Origin of the sequence: Nonomuraea sp. NPDC050680 (assembly GCF_040654555.1) — a bacterium.
In the GTDB taxonomy this organism is placed as follows: Bacteria; Actinomycetota; Actinomycetes; order Streptosporangiales; family Streptosporangiaceae; genus Nonomuraea.
This window is the reverse complement of record NZ_JBFAIF010000040.1, coordinates 21138-42252: the sequence shown is the minus strand read 5'-3', so window position 1 is coordinate 42252 and position 21115 is coordinate 21138. Positions and strand designations below refer to the sequence as shown.

Below are 21115 nucleotides of genomic sequence, written 5' to 3'. Positions count from 1 at the left end.
GAGGGTGTGGGAGAGTAGGTCACCGCCGGACAATCTTTGATTGTCGGGATTGGGCTCCACGCATACGCGTGGGGCCCTTTTCTGCGTTACGGGGTTGGACGCGTGGGTGGGGTGTGGGTAGGTGCGGGGAAGGACCGTGGCGGGCCAGATAAGGACCGTGGCGGGCCAGATGTGGAAGGACTGTAGCGGCCCGCTGGGGCGGGCGGTTGGCGGCTTAAGGGCCGCGGAAGGGCTGTAGTCCGTTGGGGCTGTTCGGGGCTAAGGGCCGCGGCGCGCTGGGACCGTAACGCCGACCGGCATGGGACGGACGCGCCGACCGGTCGTTGATCGACGACCTTTGTCGGCCGATGAACTAGAGTCGTCCGCCATGGCCGAATCCTCCCCCTACCTGACCGCGACCGCGGACGCCTACAACGCTGTCGCCGACCTCTACGCCGATCTCGCCCGAGACTCACTTGACCGCCTGCCACTGGATCGCTCGATAGTCGCCGCGTTCGCCGAACTCGTACGGGCCGCCGGACCCCGGCCCGTCGCCGAGGCCGGCTGCGGTCCCGGGTACATGACGGCACACCTGCGTAACCTCGGGCTGGACGCCTTCGGCGTCGATCTGTCTCCCGCACTGATCGACATCGCCCGCAAAGACCATCCTGACCTGCGTTTCGAGGTCGGTTCGATGGGCGCCTTCGATGTGGCCGACGGCGAGCTGGGCGGTCTGCTCTCCTGGTACTCCGTCATCCACATCCCGCCACCGTCGCTGCCGCCGTACTTTGCCGAGTTCCGCCGAGTGCTGGCCCCGGGTGGTTACCTCCTGCTCGGCTTCTTCGAATCCGAGGGCGGTCCGGTGCTGCAGTTCGACCATAAGGTCACGCCGGCCTACCGGTGGCCGATCGACGACTTGGCCGACCTGGCCCGCAAGGAAGAGTTCGTCGAGGTGGCGCGGATGCTGCGCGAGCCTTTGGAGGATGAACGATTCCGCCGCGGCCACTTGCTGATGCGCAGACAAACCGCCGACATGTGCTGATGCGCGCACGATAGGCCCCGATACCACACACCAGACGGGCGGGTACGCGGGCGGCCTGGCACGGAACGGGCACGCCCGCTGCCCGAATGCGCCACGAAACGCCTCTCAATAACTGCGACCTGCCCCAAGACCGCAGGCACACAGATCCAGGCCGACTGGAGGTCGACAGGGGACGCGCTCGAGTGGACGGTCGCCCGTCATCGTGGGTGTCAGCGGCAGCAACTCGTGATGCCCACGCCCAGCCGTTAACGTCTCCTCGACGGTAGCGCGATGTCCGCATTCAGGCGTTACTGGCCCTCGGCGATAATGCGGCTTCCCACTCAAGCGTTGGCGGCTCCTCGACGGGAGTGCGATGACGCGTCCGAGCTTCACCGTGTCCGGCACTTGAGTTGACGCATCCGAGCTTCACCGTGTCCAGCACCTGAATTGACGCATCCGGGCTCAGCTCCACGGCGTCCATCACCTGAGCTAACGCGGTGTGACCAGGCCGGCTTCGTAGGCGGCGATGACGAGTTGGGCGCGGTCTCGGGCTTGCAGCTTGGCCAGCAGGCGACTGATATGAGTCCTCACGGTCCCAGGGCTTAGCCGGAGCTGGTCGCTCAGCTCAGCGTTGGACAGTCCGTGGGCGATCAAAGTGAGCACTTCGCGCTCCCGATCCGTCAACTTGTCGAGCCCGTGGAAGACCGGCTGGGCCGGCCGCCGGACGAACTCCGCGATCAATCGCGTAGTAACGCTCGGCGCGAGTAGCGTCTCGCCCGACGCGACCACCCGGATCGCCTTCAGAAGATCGTCGGGGGGTGCGTCCTTGAGCAGGAATCCGCTGGCGCCTGCCCGCAGCGCTGAATAGACGTACTCATCGAGGTCGAATGTAGTCAAGATGAGCACCCGGGTATCCCTGGCGATCTGCTTGGTCGCGGTGATGCCGTCCATTTCCGGCATCCTGACGTCCATGAGCACCACATCGGGAGACTCCGTCCGCACGAGCGACACCGCTTGCTGTCCGTCGGCCGCTTCCCCGACCACGGTGAGATCGTCCTCCGAGTCGATCAGCAAACGGAAGCTGCCACGCAGCAGTGCCTGATCGTCGGCGACGAGCACTCGAATCAAGAGATCTCCCACAACACGCCCACCATCAGCGGGCTTGGCCTGATCCGCTGGGCACTGTCCCAGTCGACGCCGCCTTCTGTCTTTATGCCACTCAACACCACGGATGCCGACTTACGCTCACGATCCACCATTGCGCGCACCATGGCGGATCAACCCCTGGCGCTCGCGCACAGATCGGGACGGTCCGGCAAACGGTGGGAGCGTGGTCGAACGCAGGTGGCGGGCACTGCGCTTACCAGCCGGAACGGTCCCTCCACTGCCGACTTAACGCCACTCGCCGGGACACTCTCCACAGATCCGCCGCTGTCCCGGGACATCGCCGTCTTCGAGCTGCGTCGCACGGGTGTGGCGAAGCTCCCCAGAGCCCAAGCACGCTGAGGGATGGCGCCGCCCGGAGCATGGCGCCGTCCACCATAGGGTCCCGGGAATCCGACGCGAGGCGGAGCTGTACGCCGGGATTTCTGGTGACCGGGGTGAGCCGAGGCGGTCAGTGGAGCCGTACGTCGCGATCTCTGGTGATCGGGATGAGCCGGGGCGGTCAAGGGATCTTCCATGATGCGTACACCCCGAACCCGCTCCCTGGCAGAGGCCCGGCCTCGAAGGTGCCGCCGTTCAGCGCTGCTCGTTCGCGCATACCCGTGAGACCGTGTCCGCCCGCCTCGCCCGGCAGTCGTCGCTGCCCCGCCCCGTCGTCGACGACGGAGATGCTCAATATCCCATCGATGACCGACACGCTGGCCCGGCAATGGGCGGGAGCGGCGTGTCTGACGACATTGGTGATCGCCTCCTGCACGATGCGGTAGACGGATAATTCCATGCTTTCGGGCACGGCCCCGCTCACCGAGAGGTCGACGCGCACGCCGGCCTCGGCTGCCCGGTGTGCCAGCGACGGCAGGTCGGCGAGGCCGGGCAGCGGCGCGTTGTCGGGTGCGCTGCCGGGTGCGCGCAGCGCGCCGAGGAACTGGCGCATCTCCGTGAGCGAGCTGCGCCCGATCTCCTCGATGGCCCGTAACGCCTCGCGCCCTTCCTCTGGGTGTTTGTCCATGACCTTGGCCGCCACCCCTGCCTTGACAGTGATCATGCTCATCGAATGGGCGACGACGTCGTGCAGTTCACGTACGATCCGCAGGCGCTCATTGACCACTGCCTTCTCGGCCTGCCTCCCGGCCTCGCGCGCGGCGAACTCACGGCGGGTGCGCGCTGTCGTGCCGAGGCTCCAGCTCGCTGTCAGGACGAGCCAGGCCATGCCGACGACAAAGACGGGGTCCGGCCAGCCGTCCGTCCGTGGTGCTGTGCTCATCGCCGAGGCCAGCAGGGCGCCTCCGGAGACGAGCAGGGCCGCCACGAGGGCGATCGCCGAACGCCGTGCGGGCCGGGTGCACGCCACCAGGTAGACGGTCAAGGCCGCCACCATGACAGGCATCAGCCGGTTCGCCTGCAGCGCGAGCACCGGGAGGCCGCCCATGAGCGCACCGTAGTGCGCGGACTCCGGCCAGATCCGCCGCACCGCCACCGGTATCGCGAGCAGCCAGCAGCTCAACGCTGACACGGTGCTCACCTCCAGGCCGGGCGGATTCATCGTGGACGCCAGCGCGAGCAGCACCGCGACAACGGTGTCGGCCATAATGAGCAGCCTGTGCGAGGGCCGTCGGGCGAGCAGGTTCACGGCCCGACGTTATCGATGAACGAGCGCGGGCGAATCGGAGCACGGGCCGTCAGACCGCAGTCGTACTCCGCTCTCGCAGGCCTGCACCGTACGACCCTGGTCGGATAGGCAAGATCGGATCTGGCTCCGATGTGCGCACCCGCCGCCGTGCAGCATCGTGGCCCGCATGAATCGACGCGGACTCATCGCCCTGTGCCTCGCCGCCTGCCTCGCCGTGTCATTCGGCGGCATCGCGCTGGCCTCGGCGCGGGCGTATCGCCTCGTCTGGAAGGAGTGTGGTGACGGCTTGCGCTGCGCCGAGCTGGTCGTTCCGGTGGACTGGGCCGATCCGGGCGGGCCCAAGACCTCGGTGCATGTGGCCAAACTGCCCGCGACGGGCACGAGCATGGGGCCACTGATCGTTAACTTCGGGGGTCCGGGCACCAGCACATCAGTGCTCAGGCGGAAAACCGATCCCGATACCCCACCGGAACTACCGGTCCTGCTCAACGAGCTGCAGCGCCGGTTCGACGTCATCGCCATCGACCCGCGTGGGCTGTCCGAGCCCCAGAGCGGCAAAAGAGTGAGTTGCGCGGAGCCAGATGCCTCCGTCTACGGCTTGATCCCGGCGCGGACGAAGCAGGACTGGGACGCCCACGCCGCCAAGAACGCCGCCCATCAAGCAAGCTGCCGCAAAATGGCCAAGTCGGCGTGGTACAGCATGACGGCGTGGAATGTGGCACACGACATCGACGCGCTACGCGCCGCACTCGGTCAGGACAAACTCATCTACGCGGGCAACTCCTACGGAACCGTCTACGCCCAGGCCTATCTGGAGCTGTTCCCGCAGCGGGTCGGCCGAATGTACTTCGACGGAACCGCCGATCACACCCAGCAGGGGCTCGAGCCTTGGTTGCGTAACTATGCACGGACGCAGGAGCGACATCTCACCCGCTTCCGTGACTGGTGTGCCGGCCGCACCGACTGCGCCCTGCACGGCAGGGATGCGGGCAAGGCATGGGACGAGTTGGCCGCAAGAGCGCGCCGCGCGCCCCTACCGGCGTCGGCCGGACGAACGGTGTACGAGGGGCAGCTGTACGCAGGCGCGGTCAAGGGCATCAACCCGGCGCTTTGGCCGCTGTTCGCGACCGCCCTGCGCAAGGCCCTCGACGGCGACGCCGGAGACTTCCTGACAAAGCTGGCGCCGGATCAGGGCGGCTCGTCCGTGAGCCAAGACTCCTTGTGCAACGACTTCATGCCGAACCTGCCGACGTACGAGGAGTTCCAGAGCATCGAGGCCAGACTCCGTGAAATCGCACCGAGGTTCGGCTGGATCGAGGGACGCTTCGAGCTCGGGCGGTGCTGGGGGCGCAGCGGCGGCGCGTCCTGGGCGCCGCACCCGTTGCGCGTCAAGGACGTCCCACCGATCCTCTTCGCGATCGGGGAGCTCGACAACAACACCAACTATCTCGGGCAGCACCACGTCGCTGAGCAGATTCCTTCCGCGCAGGTCCTGTGGCACGGCGACGGCCACGCGTCATGGGCGACCAACACCTGCCTGCGGCGGCACGTCTTCACCTACCTGACAACGGGCGCGCTGCCCGCCCAGGGCACGCGCTGTCCCGCCGAACGCATCCAACGGGTGGGAAAATGATCGAAGTCGCAGATCTGACGAAGGTGTACGGCTCCACGCGGGCAGTCTCGGGACTGACGTTCGACGTCAAGCCCGGACAGGTCACGGGCTTTCTCGGGCATAACGGGGCCGGCAAGTCCACCACCATGCGAGTGATCCTCGGCCTTCATGCGCCCACGTCGGGCAAGGCGTTGATCAACGGCGTATGCAAGCGCGACCTTCATGATCCCATGCGTCAGGTCGGTGCCATGCTCGACGCCGCCGAGGTGCAGGGCGGGCGCAGCGCATTCGATCACCTCCAAGCGCTGGCGTATGCCGGCGGGATCGCGCGCGGCAGGGTCGTACAAGTTCTCGAGGAGGTGGGCCTGGCCGGAGCGGCGCGTAAGCGAATCGCTGGGTTCTCCCACGGGATGCGGCAGCGGCTCGGCATCGCGGCGGCGCTGCTCGGCGACCCGGGCGTGCTCATTCTCGACGAGCCGGTCAATGGCCTCGACCCCGACGGAATCCGCTGGCTCAGGACGCTGCTGAGATCGCTGGCGGCCGAAGGGCGCACCGTCCTGCTGTCGAGCCATCTGATGACCGAGATGTCCCTCACCGCCGACCGGCTCATCATCATCGGCCACGGTCAGCTGATCGAGGACACCACGACAGCCGAGCTCCTGGCGCGCTTTCAAGAGGGCGTATTAGTCCGATCGCCCCATGCGGACCGCTTGGCCAGGGTGCTCGAAGCCGCTGGGGCAACCGTGCGCCCCGCGCAGGAGACGAGCGTGGGCCCCGAGCAGAAGACGGGCGCGCCCCCCGTGCAGAAGACGGGCGCGCCCCCCGTGCAGAAGACGGGCGGGGGCCCCGTGCAGAAGACGAGCCCCGTGCAGAAGACGGGCCCCATGCAGAGGACGGGCGGGGGCCCCGTGCAGAGGACGGGCGTGCCCGCCGCGAGCGAAATCGCCGCGTCTCCGGCCTTCCTCTCCCAGGTCAGTGGGGAGTTGCTGGTGTCCGGCTTGCCCGCGGCTGCCATAGGCGACGTCGCCCTGGCGAACGGCTGCGCCGTCCACGAGTTGGCGCCGCGCCGGACGTCGCTGGAAGAAGCCTTCATGGAGATAACCCAATGATCAACCTTGTCGCGTCGGAATGGCTCAAGCTGCGCTCGCTCCGATCCACGTACTACGTCTTGGCCGCCACGCTCTCGGCCCTGGCGCTCACCGGCTTCGCCGCTTTCTCGATCTCGCACTACTTCGACACCAACGGTTTCGGCGGGGAGCCCGTCGGCACCGGGCTCAGCTTCAGCGCCGACATCACCCCCATACTCTTCGGCATGCTGGGCGTGCTCGCCATCTCCGGCGAGTACGGCACCGGCATGATCAGGCTGACGCTGACCACGGTCCGGCGCCCGTGGATGGTCCTCCTGGCCAAGGCTGCCGTCGTGGCCGGCGTAGCCGCGGTCGCGGGCCAGGTGGTGGCGTTCGCCACATACTTCACCGCACAGGCAGTGGTGGGTGGGCGCCCGATCGGCGCCTCGTTCTCCGAACCGGCCGCCTTGGCCGAGGTGCTGGCGACAGGCACCGGGTCCGCAGTCGCCGCGGTGATGGGGTTGGGCCTGGCCACGATCCTGCGGTCGACACCGGGAGCGCTCATCGGGCTGGTCGCCCTCCTGCTGGTACCGACCGGGATTGAGCGCTTCCTCCCCGCTCCTTGGAACGACTGGATGAGCTCCCTGGCGGTCCCATCGCTGACGAGGCAACTGGCCGGCGTTCCCGACTCTGGCGGCTTCGGCCCCGTCTCGGCCACCACCATCCTCACGAGTTATGTCGTGATCTCCCTCCTAGCGGCAACCCTGGCGATCACGCGTCGCGACGCCTGACCACAGCTGACCGAACGGATCGCCTTGCCGGAAGGGCCTACGCGGCGGATCGCTTGCCGGAAGGGAGCAACACGATCGAGACCGCACCGATCATCCGTATCGTCAATCGTGCGGGGCGCTTCTGCTGTGAGCGGCGCCTGCTCAACCCGCTGAGGACACAGGCCCTTTGGTTGTCAGGTGGGGCGGCTATGAACGCGAGTCACCTCGTCGGGACTGATACGGCGCATTCACCAGATGAAACGGGGCTCACTCGTTGAAGCCCAGTTCACCCCGCTGCGCGAGTTCACTCTCAACGGCACCGACCACGTTTCCCACCGTGAGCAGGGCAGCATGATCCGCCGTTACACCGCCTGGCGCAACCGCTACACCCATGACGAGCGCCTACGCAGGATCGTCAAGAGGACGAACGTGGCCTGACGCGGCACTGGCAGCCCACGGCCTGGAGGCGGTCATCCGCCGATTCCGATGCCGGGCGGGCAGGCGACGCTCTCGAAGGAGCCATCGGGGCGCTGGAGCTCGCACCCGCTCTTACTACCGCCGTCCCAGAAGCCGAAGAAGAAGAAGACCACGCCGATCACGATCGCGATGAGCCCAGCGACTATGCCGCCGTAGCTGCCGCCGGTGTTCTCCGCGGGCATGGCCGTGGTCGGGTCCTGTGGGTCGTAGAGCACCTCGGTCTCGTCGCCGGTGCCGAGGTCGGAGGTGGTCGCCGCCTCGGTGGTGATCTCTCGCCCCTCCAGTGTCGTGAAGGTCAGGACCGGCCACTGGTTCGCCCGTAAGTGCTCGCCTCGTCCCGTGAACCTGGTCCGAACGTCGCTGACCACGCCTTGCACTCGCTGCGCCTGCCGTACGAATCGCTTGCCGTTGATGATCCCTCTGATCGAAACCAGAATGAGCACTAATCCAAATGCCACGAACAGCAACGGGGCGTACTGGAACAGGTCTTTCAACGCAGATCTCCTCGGGTTGGTCTGCACGTTAGAACGTTTCGGCGAACCATGGGTTCCCGTCGGCGGTGTAGCGGTGGACTCCCTACGCGAACCCGCTCAGCCACCTGAGCAGTCTCAAGTGATCATGCTGACCGAGGCGAGGTTCCAGCGCTGCGCCTCGACGACGTGGAGCGCGCGCACCTGCTCACCCTGGCCGGTCCCGTACGGGAGCGGCGGCGCACGGCGCCAGCCGCCGCCCTGGCCTCGTGAGCTGACACCGATGCACTGAGAGGGGTCACATCCCGAAGCCCTAGCATGGAGCTCGAAGATCAGAACTCCGGGAGAAGCACTGTGACGACCGAAACCGACCTGCGGCACCTGCGGCGATGTGTGGAGTTGGCGACGGAGGCGCTGGAGGTGGGAGATGAGCCGTTCGGGTCCGTGCTCGTGTCCACTGATGGGATCGTGCTCGCCGAGGATCACAACCGCGTGGCCGGCGGCGACCATACTCGGCATCCGGAGTTTGAGCTGGCCCGGTGGGCCGCAGCGCATATGACGGTTGAGGAAAGGGCGGCCGCGACCGTCTACACCTCTGGGGAGCACTGCCCGATGTGTGCGGCCGCGCATGGATGGGTTGGGCTGGGGCGCATCGTGTACGCGAGTTCGTCGGAGCAGCTTGCCGGGTGGCTGGCCGAGTTGGGTGTTCCCGCGCCGCCGGTGCGGACACTGCCGATCCAGCAGGTCGTTCCAGGGGCCGTGGTGGAGGGGCCGGTGCCGGAGCTTGCGGCCCAGGTACGGGAGCTGCACCGCCGTCGTCACAGCTCCGCCGGCTGAGGTCCGCCCGGTACCGACGTCGCTGTCACAGCGGTCCCCGGGTGTCCGCGATACGGGCTCGGCACGTCTGTCCCGTCAAGCGTGCAGGTCTCGTCAAGCGTGCAGGTCTCGTCAAGCGTGCAGGTCTCGTCAAGCGTGCAGGTCTCGTCAAGCGTGCAGGTCCCGTCAAGCGTGCGGGTCCCTGCCAACGGTCCGCTCTTCCCGTCAGACGTGTAGTTCCCCTGACAGCACCGTGACCGCTCGCCCCGCCAGGTGTACGCGATCCCCGTCCAACCGCACGTGCACCAGTCCGCCCCTGGCCGACAGTTGCGCACCTACCATGGTGTCCCGCCCCAGCCGCTGTCCCCAATAAGGGGCCAGCGCGCAGTGTGCCGAGCCCGTCACCGGGTCTTCCGGCACCCCCACGTTCGGGGCGAAGAAGCGGGACACGAAGTCGGTCGACGAGCCCAGCGCCGTGACGATCACCCCACGGGCCTGGATGGTGGCCAGTGCCGCGATGTCGGGTTTGAGGGAACGTATCGTCGCCTCCGATTCCAGCTCCACCACCAGGTCGAGATTGCTCCTCCCGACCTGCACCGGTGCAGCTCCGAGTGCATTTTCCAAGCCGTCGGGAACGGCTGCCGGCGACACTTCCTTCGCCGGGAAATCCATCGTGATCATGCCGTCGGCCATGCGATTCACGGTGAGTGTTCCGCTGGCCGTACTGAATTCCAGCTGACCGCCGGCCGCACCTGTGGAATAGAGCACATGTGCGGTGGCCAGTGTGGCGTGGCCGCAGAGGGAGACCTCGACCGTGGGGGTGAACCAGCGCAGCGAATCACCGAGCAGGAAGGCGGTCTCCGACAGGTTCATCTCCGTGGCGACTGCCTGCATCCATGACTCGGGAGAGGGAGACTCCAGCAGGCACACTGCGGCCGGATTGCCCCGGAAAGAAGTGTCGGTGAAGGCATCTACAGTGAACACGCGCATGTATCGAGGGTATCGGGGGAGAGATATCCAGGTGATACCTGGCCGCTAGCCGTACAAAATGGAATTAGTTGTGGGCGTGTCGCACGGCGAACTTCTCGTCGTCGGTTAACGTCCAATGGTGGGACGTGCCGATTGAGGTGAGTTCCTGAGGAAAGGACAAGCCGATGGGGGCAGTGCGCAAGGTGGTGAGCTACCTTGGCCTGGGCGGGATCGACCACTACGACGACGGCTACGACGACGAGCAGTACGAAGAGGAGTACATGCCGGCGACGGAGCGGGCGGCGAGGCGCTGGCGTTCGACCGCCGACTCGTCACGAATCGTGATGGTTCAGCCGCTCAAGTACAACGACGCGCCGATGATCGGGCAGCACTTCCGTGATGGCCAGACGGTGATCATGGACGTGACGGGCATGCCGATGCCGGAGGCGACCAGGATGGTCGACTTCGCAGCCGGCCTGGCCTATGGCTGTGAGGGTCGGATCGAGCGCATCGCCGACCGCGTGTTCCTGCTCGCGCCGGCCCACGTGGAGATCGAGAGCTCCTAGGCCGCGCGCGGGCCGCGACGGATCAGCCGGGTGAGCTCGGCCGAGTCGTCCGCGGCCTGTTCCGCACGCATGACCGCCTCACGCGCGTATCCGTGCAGCGCCCACACCGCGCCATCGGCCAGCTCCTTGAGCTCGGCGATCTGCGCGGCCACGTAGCGGGCGTCCGATTCAACGGCCTTGCGGCGCCGCCAGAGTTGCCAGCCCGCCAGGCCGAGCAGTGCCACCCCCGGTGCGGCGAGCACGGGCACCCCCAGCCCGTCGGCCAGCAGCGCTCCGAGGAGGAGACCGACCCCCGCCACGATCAGCGCGACGGCCGCCCATGGCGGCCGTCGCCGCATCGTGCCCTGGGCCACGATCTCGCGTTCGGCCGCCGCGAGCGAGGCATCCTCCGGCCCCTCGGGATGCAGCTCGATGTGGTGGCCGAGCAGTGACACGGTCACCGTGTCGGGCGGCGCGAGCCGGCTGTCGGACTCGAGCTCCTCCGCGACGCCGCGCAGGATCGGGCCGGCCACGTGCAGGGCGAGCGCCGCCAGATGCGGGTCGGCGCCGGGGCGCAGGTCGTCGAGGAGGTGCGAGCTCAGCGCGGCCATCGGCCCCGCGGGGCCGCCGAGTCCGATGAGTGAGCGGAGTACGGCCAGCGGCTCGTCCTCCTCCCACGCGGCCGCGGGGCTGCCGGAGCTGTTGGTGAGCGGGGTGGAGGAGTCGTGCTCGGCCTGCCGCGTCGAGGTGATCTCCGCGCACCGGGCACGCAGCCGGGCGAGCCGCGCGGCGGCTTGGACGGGTCTGGCGAGTTCGGGGAGCTCCGCCATCTCCGGGAAGTCGAGCAGTGAAGGGGGTACGACCACCGACGGCTCACCGGGTAGGAGCGCCTGCGTCCACTGCGCCGCGTCCGCGTGTTCGGGTACGGCCACCGCGTCGAGCTTGCGGAGCACGAAGATCTTCCCGGCGGGACCGTAGGCGCCCCTGGCCGCGGCCAGCCAGAGCGCGCGCTGACCGTGGGTGACCGGTTGGTCGAGCGACAGGTCGCCGAAGGCGGTGCCGAGCCAGGAGGCGTGGATGCGGCTGCCGTGACCCGCGACGGCCAGGGCGAGAGCCAGGAAGAGCGCGGTCTGTTGCTGGTCGCGCCCGGCCGCCTTGCTCAGCGGCGCCAGCGGGTCGTCACCGGCGAGGATCGCCACCAGCGCTTCGACGGCGGGTGGCAGCCAGTAGCCAGGTTTGTCGGGAAAGTCGGGCGGGGCCGGGGGCGCGACGCCGTTGGCGGCCAGGTGAGACAGCAGCGCCTCGGCATATCGGTGCAGCTCGGTTGCTGCTTGGGGGTCGGCAGTCAGGTCCGTGCTCAAGGCAGAGAACTCCCCCATAGTGGCCTCAGTTCCATGACCGCGTAAAGCCTAGCCGGGGGGCGCGCCGTCCACGTGGAGGCGCGCCCGCACGTGCTACATGCGCTCGGGCACCGGTACGCCGAGCAGATCGAGCCCCGTTTCCAGGACTCGCAGGGTCAGCGCGCAGAGAGCGAGCCGGTGTGCCTTCGTCTCGGCGTCGACCCCGTCCTTGGCCACCGGGCACTCCTCGTAGAAGGTGCTGAAGAGGCTGGCGGTCTCGAACAGGAAGGCGCAGAGCCGGTGCGGCTCCGACAGGGTCGTGACCTGCTCCACCAGTGCGCCGAAGCCCAGCAGGTGGAGGGCCAGGGCGCGCTCGGCGGGCTGGCCGAGCACTATGTCGCCGGTGGCGTCGGCCGGTGCCACTCCCGCCTTGCGGAAGATGGAGCGGATCCGGGCCGTCGCGTACTGCATGTACGGGCCGGTGTTGCCGTTGAACCCGAGCATGCGGTCGTAGTCGAAGACGTATTCGCTGTCGTGGCTGATCGACAGGTCGGCGTATTTCACGGCGCCCATGCCCACGGCGTGCGCGATCTCGGCCCGCGCGGTCTCGTCGTAGCCGCGGTCGGCGATGGCCGCCGCGGCCCGGTCGACCGCCTCCTGCAGCAGGTCCGTCAGCTTGATCGACTCGCCGGACCGGGTCTTGAACCGGCGCCCGTCCTTGCCCAGCATCATGCCGATCTGGACGTGCTCGGCCGAGGCCGTTTCGGGCAGCCAGCCGGCCAGCTTGGCCGCCGCGAACACCATGCGGAAGTGCAGCGCCTGGTCGGCGCCCACCACGTAGAGCATGCGGTCGGACTTGAGGTCGTCGACCCGGTAGCGGATCGCCGCCATGTCGGTGGAGGCGTAGCCGTAACCGCCGTCGCTCTTCCTGATGATCAGCGGCAGCGGCTTGTCGTCGGAGCCGGTGAAGCCGGGCGGGAAGACGCAGAGCGCGCCCTCGCTCAGCACGGCGACCCCGGCGGCCTCCAGGTCCTGGCAGGTCTTCTCGAGCATCGGGTTGTACATGCTCTCGCCGGCGATGTCGGCGTCGGTGAGTGTGACGCCGAGCATGCCGTAGACCTTGTTGAAGTAGCGGATCGTGGCGTCCATGAAGACGTGCCAGAGCCGCAGGGTCTCCGGGTCGCCCGACTGGAGCATGGTCACCCGCTTGCGCGAGCGGACCTTGAACTCCTCGCCGCCGTCGAACTGGCTCCTGGCCGCCTGGTAATACTCGGTGCCCATGCCGGCTTCGAGCTGCGCGACCGCGGCCTCCTCGCCGATGTCGAGCAGATGCTCGATGAGCATGCCGAACGGCGTGCCCCAGTCGCCCAGGTGGTTTTGCCTGATGACGGTGTTGCCGAGGTGCTCGTGCAGGCGGGCCAGCGAGTCGCCCACGATCGTGGTGCGCAGGTGACCGACGTGCATCTCCTTGGCCGCGTTGGGCGCGGAGTAGTCGACCACCACGGTCTGCGGGGGCGTGGCGAAGCCGACGCCCGTGCGCGGGTCGTCGAGCATCGTGGCCGCCTCGGACTCGATCCACGAGTCGTCGAGCGCGATGTTGAGAAAGCCGGGACCGCTGACCTCGACCGTGCCGGGGAAGTCGGACAGCTCGGCCGCGATGGCCTCGGCGACCTCCCGCGGCGCCCGTCGCAGTCGCTTGGCCAGGCTCATCGCGACGTTCGCCTGGAAGTCGGCGAACTGGGAGGGCCGGATCAGCGGATCTGCGTCGGCGTACTCGGAGCCGAACGCGTGCGCCAGCGCCTGCTGGACGCGCTCGGTGAGCACTGTCTGCGGGTCGGTCATGGTCTAAGGGTACCGGCGACCTTGACCGCCACGCTGATGCCCGCGGCAGCCACCACGGAGATGCCGACGGCGGTCAGATCGTTGCTCAGATCGCCGGGTTCGAGGGCGAAGAAATGCCGGATGAAGGGGATCGCGAGGGCCAGCGCGAACAGCCCGGCCATGGCGCCGATCATGGCGATCCGTCCCAGGGTGAGCGGCTTGGTGATCAGGATGAGCACCCACCAGGTGGTGAGGAAGAGCGCGATGGTCGCCGACGTACGATCCTCGATCAGGGTGGAGGTGCCGCTGTGCGCGGCCCAGAACGAAAGGATCACCGCGCCGGCGCAGAGCAGTCCGGCGGGTACGGCGAAGCGCAGCACCCGGGGCACGAACCCGGGCTTGGCGCGCTCGAGCGTCGGCGCGAGCGCCAGGACGAACGCCGGGATGCCGATGGTCAGGGCGTTCACCAGCGTGGAATGGCGCGGCGCGAACGGGAACATCAGCCCGAGGACCCCCGTGAGCAGCGACAGGGCGATCGCGTAGAACGTCTTGGTGAGGAACAGGTTCGAGACCCGCTCGATGTTGGCCAGTACCCGGCGGCCCTCGCCCACCACGTGCGGCAGCGAGGAGAACTTGTCGTCGAGTAACACCACCTGGGCGACGGCCTTGGTGGCGGGACTGCCCGCGCCCATCGCGATGCCCAGGTCGGCGTCCTTCAGCGCGAGCACGTCGTTGACGCCGTCGCCGGTCATCGCCACGGTGTGGCCGCGCGACTGGAGCGCGCCGACGAAGGCGCGCTTCTGCTGAGGGGTGACGCGGCCGAACACGGTGTGGGTGTCCAGCAGCTCGGCCAGCTTGGCCGGGTCGTCCGCCGGCAGGGTACGCGCGTCGATCGCGCGATGGCCGTCCGGAATCTCCAGGCCGGTAGCGATCGCGGCGACGGCGTCAGGATTGTCGCCGGAGATCACCTTGACCGTGACGCCCTGCTTGGCGAAGTAGCGCAGGGTCTCGTGCGCGTCGGGCCTGATGCGCTGCTTGAGCGTGACGAGTGCGACGGCCTCCGCCTTTCCGGCGGCGGCCGCCGAGCTTGCGGACGCCAAGCCGTCCACGCCGTTCAAGCCGTTCAAGCCGTTCAAGCTGTTCAAACCGTTCAAGCTGTCCGTACGGCACAGCGCCAGTACGCGGGTGCCGGTGGAGGCCAGCTCGGCGGCCCGCTCGTAGCCGTCGGCGGTGGCGTCGAGCAGGACGTCGGGTGCGCCGAGCAGCCACACCCCGTGGGGGCCGAAGTCGGCGCCGCTCCACTTGCGCGCCGAGGAGAACGGTACGACGTCGACGGCCGCCCACCCGTCGGCCGCCGAGGGGTAGCGGGACTGGATGGCCTTGGCCGTGGCATTGGGCCGGTGGTCCACGTTGGCCAGGGCGGCGAGCGCGTCATGGATCGGCCGGCCGTCGCTCAGGGGGAGTACCTCGCCGAGGTCCATGCCGTCCGCGGTGAGCGTGCCGGTCTTGTCGAGGCAGAGCACGTCGACTCGGGCCAGGCCCTCGATCGCGGGTAACTCCTGGACCAGGCAGCTGCGGCGGCCGAGCCGTACGACGCCGACCGCGAAGGCGATCGAGGTCATCAGCACCAGGCCCTCGGGGATCATGGTGACGATGCCGGCGACCGCGCCGGTGATGGCGGTGCCGAAGTCGGCCGAGTTGCGCAGCTGGCTGTAGATCAGCAGCGAGCCGATCGGGATGACGAGCCAGGTGATGTACTTGATGAAGTTCGTGACGCCGTCACGCAGCTCCGAGCGCGCGAGGTGAAACCGGCTGGCCTCCTCGGCCAGTCGTACGGCGTAGGCGTCGATGCCGACCTTGGTCGCGACGAACGCGCCCGAGCCCGCGACGGCGAAGCTGCCCGACAGCACCTCGTCGCCCGGCAGCTTGTGCACCGGGTCGGCCTCGCCGGTCAGGAGCGATTCGTCGATCTCCAGTCCGTCGGACTCGACGACCTCGCCGTCCACCAGCAGGCGATCGCCGGGCCCGAGCAGGATCAGGTCGCCGAGCACCACCTGGCGGGGCGGGATCTCCTGGTCGCGGCCGTCGCGGCGGACCGTCACCGGTGCCTCGTTGATCACCGCGAGCTTGTCGAGCGTGCGCTTGGCCCGGAGCTCCTGCACGATGCCGATCAGCGCGTTTGCCACGATGACCAGCCCGAACAGCCCGTCCTGCCACTCGCCGAAGATCAGGACCAGCGCCCAGAGCACCCCGATGACCAGGTTGAACAGGGTGAAGACATTCGCTCTGATGATCGCGCCCAGCGACCTGCTCGACCGGCGCGGCACATCGTTGGTCTTCGCCCCCGAGACCTGTGCTGAAGTTAAGCCGTCCACACAACCCCCAGATTTGTGGATCCGCCACAGACTATGGGGTTCTCAGGCGATGCGGGCGGTGTGCGGTCGCGATTCTGTCGCCGATGCGCGCCACGACGCCCTGCGCCGACAGGTCGGCGGCGAGCCGGCAGGCGGCGCTGATGCCGGCCGCCCTGGACGAGCCGTGCGCGATCACCACGGTCCCGTTCAGCCCGAGCAGTACGGCCCCGCCATGGGCCTCGGCGTCCAGGCGGCTGCGCAGCTCGCGCAGGCGGGACCGCTGCAGGAACGCCGCCAGCCTGGCCATCCTGCTGCCGTCGATGGTCCGCCTGAGCTCGGCGAACGCGTAGCGGACCGCGCCTTCCATGGTCTTCAGCGCGACGTTGCCGGTGAAGCCGTCGGTGGTGATCACGTCGGCGATGCCGTTCAGCAGGTCGTGGCCCTCGATGTTGCCGATGAAGTCGAGGCCGGGGGAGCTTTGCAGCAGCTCGTGGGCCCGCTTGACGATCTTGGTGCCCTTCTCGGCCTCGCTGCCGATCGTGAGCAGGCCGACCCTGGGCTTGGAGATCTCGTATGCCAACTCGGCGTAGGCGGACCCCAGATGCCCGAACTGCACAAGCATTTCCGGCTTGACCTCAGCGTTCGCGCCCGCGTCGAGGAGCAGTGTGGGTTTCGGCAGCGTGGGCAGCGCGACGGCGATGGCCGGCCGGAGCACCCCCTGCTGGGCCTTGAGCCTGAGCCGGCCCGTGGCCACGATCCCGGCGGTCGAGCCTGCGGACACCACCGCCGACGCGTCGCCCCGCCGTACGAGATGGCAGGCGATCGCGATGCTGGAGCGGGGGCGGCGCAGGCTGGCCAGCGCGCCCTCGTCCATCGCCAGGGCCTCCTCGGCCCGCACGATGGGGATCTCCTTGGTCGCGTCGTGGTCGGCGAGCGCCTCGTAGAGCACCTTGGGCGAGCCGACGAGCACCACCGCCAGCCCGCGCTCGCGCACGGCGTGCACGGCCCCCGCCACGATCTCGTGCGGCGCGTGGTCGCCGCCCATGGCGTCGAGCGCGATCGGCCTGGTGTCGGACAAAAGGTCACCTCGTACGACTCGCGGAGCGTTCCTGTGGCGTGGCCGGAACGCGGTCGCGCTGCGGTCGCCCCCCATTTGCCCCCGTCCGCATCGTAGGCAGGGCGTGCGCCGGGCCGATCGGCGGGTGGCCAGGTCAGCCGACGCTGCGCAGGTTCCAGTCGGAGACCTCGCGCGAGACGATGACCTTGGAGAACATCGACCGGCCGGTGACCCGGATGAGCGGGCCGTCCTCGCGCGTGCCGCCGCTCACGTGGCGCTTGCCGAACATGGAGCCGCCCTCGTCGATCACCTGGGCGTTGTCGGGCACGAGCACGATCAGCTTGCTGAAGCGGGCGTCGGCCTCGATGGTGATCTCCCGGCCGGGCAGCACGGCGTCCGTCAGGTCGATGATCAGCGCGCCGAACCTCGCCGACAACCTGGTGTGGCGGGAGGCGACCCAGCGGCCCTTCCTGATCACCTTGCTGAACTTCGAGTCGATGGTCTGCTGCTCGATTCCGAGGGCCCCGATGTTTGGCGCCGTCACATCGGGCAGGTCAGAGGTTATGGGGGCCAACTCTCCGACGGTCTTGGCCGTGTAGGCGGCGTCGAGGCGGTCCGCGTGTTCGAGGCTGGTGAGCCTTCCGGTGGCGAGGGCCTCACCGAGCACAGCGGCCACGCGGTCGCGGTCGGCGTCAGAGGCGCGCAGAACGGGATCTGAGGTCACAGTTTTTCAGTCTATGCGCTGTCGCGATATGTCGCGAGTGGTCAAACCTCAGCGAAAACTTGGAGACCAATGGAACCGGGGACGCCGTGCATAGCGTCCGGGTATAAGAACCGTAGACGCATGACAGGCGCCAGAGGTTTACAGCGGATCGAACAAAAAAGATGGGAAAGGCTTAGTGATCTTGAACCAGGCGGGCACGCGCCGCTTCAAGGCGTACACGTCCAAGCACCTCGACGAGCTCCTGCGACGTGCGGGGCTCGACGATGAGCAGCGGCTGAAGGTACGCGCCGTCGCCACTGTGCTGCCCTTCCGGACGAACGCCTACGTCGTGGACGAGCTCATCGATTGGTCGGCAGCGCCCGACGATCCCATATACCGCCTCGTCTTTCCCCAGGAGGACATGCTTCCGGCCGCGGACGTCGCGAGGCTGGCCGACCTCCTGAAGGCCGAAGCACCCAACGCCGAGCTCCAGGCCGAGGCCAACCGGGTGCGCGCGCAGCTCAACCCGCACCCCGCTGGGCAGAAAGAGCTCAACGTCCCCCGGATCGGCGCGGAGCCGGTGCCGGGGTTGCAGCACAAGTACCCCGAGACCGTGCTCATCTTCCCCAAGCAGGGGCAGACCTGTCATGCCTACTGCACCTACTGCTTCCGATGGGCGCAGTTCGTCGGCGACGCGGACCTGAAGTTCGCCTCCGACGACATCGACCAGATGGTCTCCTACATCCGCCAGAACCCCCAGGTCACCAGCGTACTGATCACCGGCGGCGACGCCATGATCATGGGCGAGCCGGTGATCAGACGGTACATCGAGCCGCTGATCGGCCTGGAGCAGCTGGAGTCGATCCGGATCGGCACCAAGGCGCTGGCCTACTGGCCGCAGCGGTTCGTGTCCGACCCCGACGCCGACGCCACGCTCGAACTGTTCGAGCAGGTCGTGGCCGCGGGAAAGAACCTGGCGTTCATGGCTCATTTCACGCACCCGCGCGAGCTGGAGTCGCCGCTGGTCGAGTCCGCGGTCAAGCGGATCCTCGGCAGCGGGGCGACGATCAGGACTCAGGCGCCACTGATCCGGTCGATCAACGACGATCCCGCCATATGGTCGGGCATGTGGCGGCGGCAGCACGGCATGGGGATGATCCCCTACTACATGTTCGTCGAGCGCGACACCGGGCCGCAGGACTACTTCGCGGTCCCGCTCGCCCGCGCGTACGAGATCTTCAGGGAGGCCTACTCCAAGGTCTCAGGGCTCTGCCGGACCGTCCGGGGGCCTTCCATGTCGGCCACCCCTGGGAAGGTGTGCGTCGACGGCGTGACGGAGATCGCCGGTCGGCGGGTGTTCGTGCTCCACTTGATCCAGGCCCGCGACCCCTCTCTGGTCGGCCGGCCGTTCTTCGCCGAGTACGACCCGTCGGCGGTGTGGCTGACGGACCTGCGCCCGGCCTTCGCCGATCGTTTCCCGTTCGAGGTTTCCGTGGAAGACATGCTCGTGCCGGCCTGAGCGGTCAAGCGCGTGCCCCGCAAGCGGAAAGATTGAGCCCCCGGCCCGTGACAATTGTTTTCCCGACCGTTGTCGACGGGCCGTCGGGGTGCCTCTTCTGAATGCGGGTGACGTCAACGGAATGTCGGACATACACCCCGGCTATTTCCCGATTTGTCTCCCGACTCGACACCCCTCCCATGATTGCTCCTGGGCCGCTGAAGCCCGTATGACGTGGAGTTTCCGTGGCCTGCGCCCGGTCGGCCGCGGTGATACAACTGCGTCAGTAGCTCAGCCGGGACGGCGCGCTTCGTGTGGTGCCCATAGCGTGTACGCCACGGCATTCGGGGGTTATCGAGACGCATCTCAGCTTTATTCGAGAGCGCTCGATCACGAGCCGGGAAGGCAAATCATGAAACGTATTATCAAGACGGCGGTCGCCGTCGCGGGATTGGCGCTGGCCGCGGCGTCGTTCGCGTCGGCCGCCCAAGCTGAGGCCCGTTACTCCGCGGTCAGGAGCCTGCCGGGGGGCAGCGACCCGATCCAGGGTCTGGGCGGTGTGAACGGCCTGTCCGCCGGGGCCAAGCTCGGTGGGGTTCTCGACACCGAGGTGTCCGCTCCGCGAGCCACCTCCGGGCGCTCCGCCGGCGAAGGGGCCGCTCTGCGAGCCATTCCCGAGCGGAGCGCCGCCGCCGAGGGCGCCGGGGAGCTCTCGCCGTACCTCGGCGGCCGACTGATGAGCCCGCCGCCGAGCAAGCGCACGGGTCGGCACGCGGATGGGCCCAGGGGCGGCCGCCTGGACGGGCTCAGGGGCGGCCCCATGAACGGGCCTATGAACGGCCCCAAGGGCGGGCCGATGAACGCTCCCAAGGGCGGTCCCATGAACGGGCCCAAGGGCGGTCCCATGAACGGGCCCAAGAGCGGTCCCATGAACGGTCCCAAGAGCGGTCCCAAGAGCGGTCCCATGGACGGTCCTAAGGGCGGTCCCATGGACGGGCGCGCGGATGGGCCCAGGGGCGGCCCCATGGATGGCGCGGGTTGGCGCGCGGATGGGCGCAGGGACGGGCGTAGGGACAGGCGTTGGGGCTGGGGCTCGGAGGCGCATGCGCATGCGAGCACCCGTACAGGCGGCCACGCGGAGGCCCACGCAGGCGACCAGGCGGAGGCCCGCGCGGGCGACCAGGCGGACGGACGTCCGGGTGGGCGCACGGACCGGTTCGAGAGCCGGCTGAAGCACCAGCTCGAGAACCGGTTCGAGGACCGGCTCAACGACCGGCGCACGGACCGGCCTACGGGCGAGCGCGCGCGTATGGGTGGAGTGCCCGGTGCCGCGCGCCTGGCCGAGCCGGTCGCGTCCACCGACGAGATCGCCCCGCTCGTCGAGGACGCGTCCCACGCGGTCTCGACCTACGGGACGAAGGCCGCCGGGAGCTTCGGCGACACGGTGACCCCGCTCGCGGGGACCGCCAAGGCGACGACGGACGCTGTCTCGGGCTTCTCCCGCACGGCTGATCGCGGTGTGATGGCGATCTGACCCAGGCTGGTCGCGGCGGGACCGCGATCTGGCCGAGGCTGGTCGTGGCCTGCTGGCGATCTGGCCGAGGCGCCTTTCGGATGCCGGCCGTTCGAACCGTGGTGGAGGTTCGTGAGTGGCATAGGTGCGTGCGCTCGGGAACGGGCCACGACGGCGACGAGACGGCGCGTCCGGCAGGACAGATGGTCGAGGGTCGGTGCGTCCCCTGAACGTGGGACACACCGCCACAGAACCGGCGTGGCCGGTCGGCGAGCCCCCAACGGTGCCGGGGTGTTCGACACGGCCGTC

At 68.4% G+C, this 21115-nt stretch carries 18 protein-coding genes; 9 read left to right on the top strand and 9 right to left on the bottom strand.

Annotated elements, in window-relative coordinates:
• The first annotated feature begins 367 nt into the window (after positions 1–367).
• Complete coding sequence (locus AB0H88_RS51615) at positions 368–1021, top strand: class I SAM-dependent methyltransferase (RefSeq protein ID WP_357657479.1); 654 nt, start codon at positions 368–370, stop codon at positions 1019–1021.
• Between the two features lie 468 nt (positions 1022–1489).
• On the opposite strand, the gene AB0H88_RS51610 is transcribed toward AB0H88_RS51615, so the two are convergent.
• Both AB0H88_RS51610 and AB0H88_RS51605 read right to left on the bottom strand, forming a co-directional pair.
• Entirely contained in the window at positions 1490–2128 is a 639-nt protein-coding gene (locus tag AB0H88_RS51610; protein ID WP_357657477.1) for a response regulator transcription factor, read from the bottom strand.
• A gap of 538 nt (positions 2129–2666) precedes the next feature.
• The gene (locus AB0H88_RS51605; protein ID WP_357657475.1) at positions 2667–3752 is read right to left on the bottom strand and encodes a sensor histidine kinase; all 1086 of its coding nucleotides are present in this window, start codon (positions 3750–3752) and stop codon (positions 2667–2669) included.
• 208 nt (positions 3753–3960) lie between these two features.
• On the opposite strand from AB0H88_RS51605, the gene AB0H88_RS51600 reads away from it, so the two are divergent.
• From AB0H88_RS51600 to AB0H88_RS51585, 4 genes are all read left to right on the top strand, one after another.
• Entirely contained in the window at positions 3961–5427 is a 1467-nt protein-coding gene (locus tag AB0H88_RS51600) for an alpha/beta fold hydrolase (protein WP_357657474.1), read from the top strand.
• A complete protein-coding gene (locus AB0H88_RS51595; RefSeq protein ID WP_357657473.1) occupies positions 5424–6515 on the top strand; it encodes an ATP-binding cassette domain-containing protein in 1092 nt (363 codons plus the stop codon). The genes AB0H88_RS51600 and AB0H88_RS51595 overlap by 4 nt, the downstream gene beginning before the upstream one ends.
• Complete coding sequence (locus tag AB0H88_RS51590; protein WP_357657472.1) at positions 6512–7264, top strand: ABC transporter permease; 753 nt, start codon at positions 6512–6514, stop codon at positions 7262–7264. Before AB0H88_RS51595 ends, AB0H88_RS51590 begins: the two co-directional genes overlap by 4 nt.
• Positions 7265–7498: 234 nt before the next feature.
• Positions 7499–7681, top strand: coding sequence for a hypothetical protein (locus AB0H88_RS51585; protein WP_357657471.1), 183 nt, complete (start codon positions 7499–7501; stop codon positions 7679–7681).
• Between the two features lie 32 nt (positions 7682–7713).
• Here the strand turns inward: AB0H88_RS51585 and AB0H88_RS51580 are convergent, their stop codons facing one another.
• A complete protein-coding gene (locus AB0H88_RS51580) occupies positions 7714–8214 on the bottom strand; it encodes a DUF3592 domain-containing protein (protein ID WP_357657469.1) in 501 nt (166 codons plus the stop codon).
• Between the two features lie 330 nt (positions 8215–8544).
• Here AB0H88_RS51580 and AB0H88_RS51575 point away from each other — a divergent pair, with 330 nt between their 5' ends.
• Positions 8545–9027 carry a nucleoside deaminase gene (locus AB0H88_RS51575; RefSeq protein WP_357657467.1) on the top strand — a complete coding sequence of 161 codons (483 nt, stop codon included), beginning with the start codon at positions 8545–8547 and terminating at the stop codon, positions 9025–9027.
• Between the two features lie 204 nt (positions 9028–9231).
• Here AB0H88_RS51575 and AB0H88_RS51570 read toward each other — a convergent pair whose 3' ends face one another.
• Positions 9232–9996, bottom strand: coding sequence for a PhzF family phenazine biosynthesis protein (locus tag AB0H88_RS51570; RefSeq protein WP_357657466.1), 765 nt, complete (start codon positions 9994–9996; stop codon positions 9232–9234).
• A 164-nt stretch (positions 9997–10160) separates the two neighbouring features.
• Between AB0H88_RS51570 and AB0H88_RS51565 the strand changes: the two genes are divergently transcribed.
• The gene (locus AB0H88_RS51565; protein WP_225302506.1) at positions 10161–10541 is read left to right on the top strand and encodes a cell division protein SepF; all 381 of its coding nucleotides are present in this window, start codon (positions 10161–10163) and stop codon (positions 10539–10541) included.
• On the opposite strand, the gene AB0H88_RS51560 is transcribed toward AB0H88_RS51565, so the two are convergent.
• From AB0H88_RS51560 to AB0H88_RS51540, 5 genes are all read right to left on the bottom strand, one after another.
• Positions 10538–11881, bottom strand: coding sequence for a hypothetical protein (locus AB0H88_RS51560; protein WP_357657464.1), 1344 nt, complete (start codon positions 11879–11881; stop codon positions 10538–10540). The two genes, AB0H88_RS51565 and AB0H88_RS51560, sit on opposite strands and share 4 nt — an antisense overlap.
• Before the next feature lie 93 nt (positions 11882–11974).
• On the bottom strand, positions 11975–13702 hold the full coding sequence (gene argS / locus AB0H88_RS51555; protein ID WP_357657463.1) for an arginine--tRNA ligase: 1728 nt from the start codon (positions 13700–13702) through the stop codon (positions 11975–11977).
• Positions 13699–16056, bottom strand: a complete 2358-nt coding sequence (locus tag AB0H88_RS51550) for an HAD-IC family P-type ATPase (protein ID WP_357657462.1) — start codon at positions 16054–16056, stop codon at positions 13699–13701. The genes argS and AB0H88_RS51550 overlap by 4 nt, the downstream gene beginning before the upstream one ends.
• 31 nt (positions 16057–16087) lie before the next feature.
• On the bottom strand, positions 16088–17113 hold the full coding sequence (gene plsX, locus AB0H88_RS51545) for a phosphate acyltransferase PlsX (RefSeq protein ID WP_357657461.1): 1026 nt from the start codon (positions 17111–17113) through the stop codon (positions 16088–16090).
• 133 nt (positions 17114–17246) lie between these two features.
• Positions 17247–17816 (bottom strand): DUF1707 domain-containing protein, encoded by a 570-nt coding sequence (locus tag AB0H88_RS51540; protein WP_357657459.1) that lies wholly within the window; start codon positions 17814–17816, stop codon positions 17247–17249.
• Between the two features lie 175 nt (positions 17817–17991).
• On the opposite strand from AB0H88_RS51540, the gene AB0H88_RS51535 reads away from it, so the two are divergent.
• The gene (locus AB0H88_RS51535; RefSeq protein WP_357657458.1) at positions 17992–19314 is read left to right on the top strand and encodes a lysine 2,3-aminomutase; all 1323 of its coding nucleotides are present in this window, start codon (positions 17992–17994) and stop codon (positions 19312–19314) included.
• A gap of 391 nt (positions 19315–19705) precedes the next feature.
• On the top strand, positions 19706–20827 hold the full coding sequence (locus AB0H88_RS51530) for a hypothetical protein (protein WP_357657456.1): 1122 nt from the start codon (positions 19706–19708) through the stop codon (positions 20825–20827).
• The last annotated feature ends 288 nt before the right edge of the window (positions 20828–21115 follow it).

Bases quoted from the DNA above. Each gene is read 5' to 3' on its own strand.
- AB0H88_RS51600 (WP_357657474.1), top strand. From the start codon at position 3,961: ATGAATCGACGCGGACTCATCGCCCTGTGCCTCGCCGCCTGCCTCGCC.
- AB0H88_RS51530 (WP_357657456.1), top strand. From the start codon at position 19,706: ATGAAACGTATTATCAAGACGGCGGTCGCCGTCGCGGGATTGGCGCTG.
- AB0H88_RS51605 (WP_357657475.1), bottom strand. From the start codon at position 3,752: ATGGCCGACACCGTTGTCGCGGTGCTGCTCGCGCTGGCGTCCACGATG.
- AB0H88_RS51595 (WP_357657473.1), top strand. From the start codon at position 5,424: ATGATCGAAGTCGCAGATCTGACGAAGGTGTACGGCTCCACGCGGGCA.
- AB0H88_RS51565 (WP_225302506.1), top strand. From the start codon at position 10,161: ATGGGGGCAGTGCGCAAGGTGGTGAGCTACCTTGGCCTGGGCGGGATC.
- AB0H88_RS51615 (WP_357657479.1), top strand. From the start codon at position 368: ATGGCCGAATCCTCCCCCTACCTGACCGCGACCGCGGACGCCTACAAC.
- argS (WP_357657463.1), bottom strand. From the start codon at position 13,702: ATGACCGACCCGCAGACAGTGCTCACCGAGCGCGTCCAGCAGGCGCTG.
- AB0H88_RS51570 (WP_357657466.1), bottom strand. From the start codon at position 9,996: ATGCGCGTGTTCACTGTAGATGCCTTCACCGACACTTCTTTCCGGGGC.
- AB0H88_RS51585 (WP_357657471.1), top strand. From the start codon at position 7,499: ATGAAACGGGGCTCACTCGTTGAAGCCCAGTTCACCCCGCTGCGCGAG.
- AB0H88_RS51590 (WP_357657472.1), top strand. From the start codon at position 6,512: ATGATCAACCTTGTCGCGTCGGAATGGCTCAAGCTGCGCTCGCTCCGA.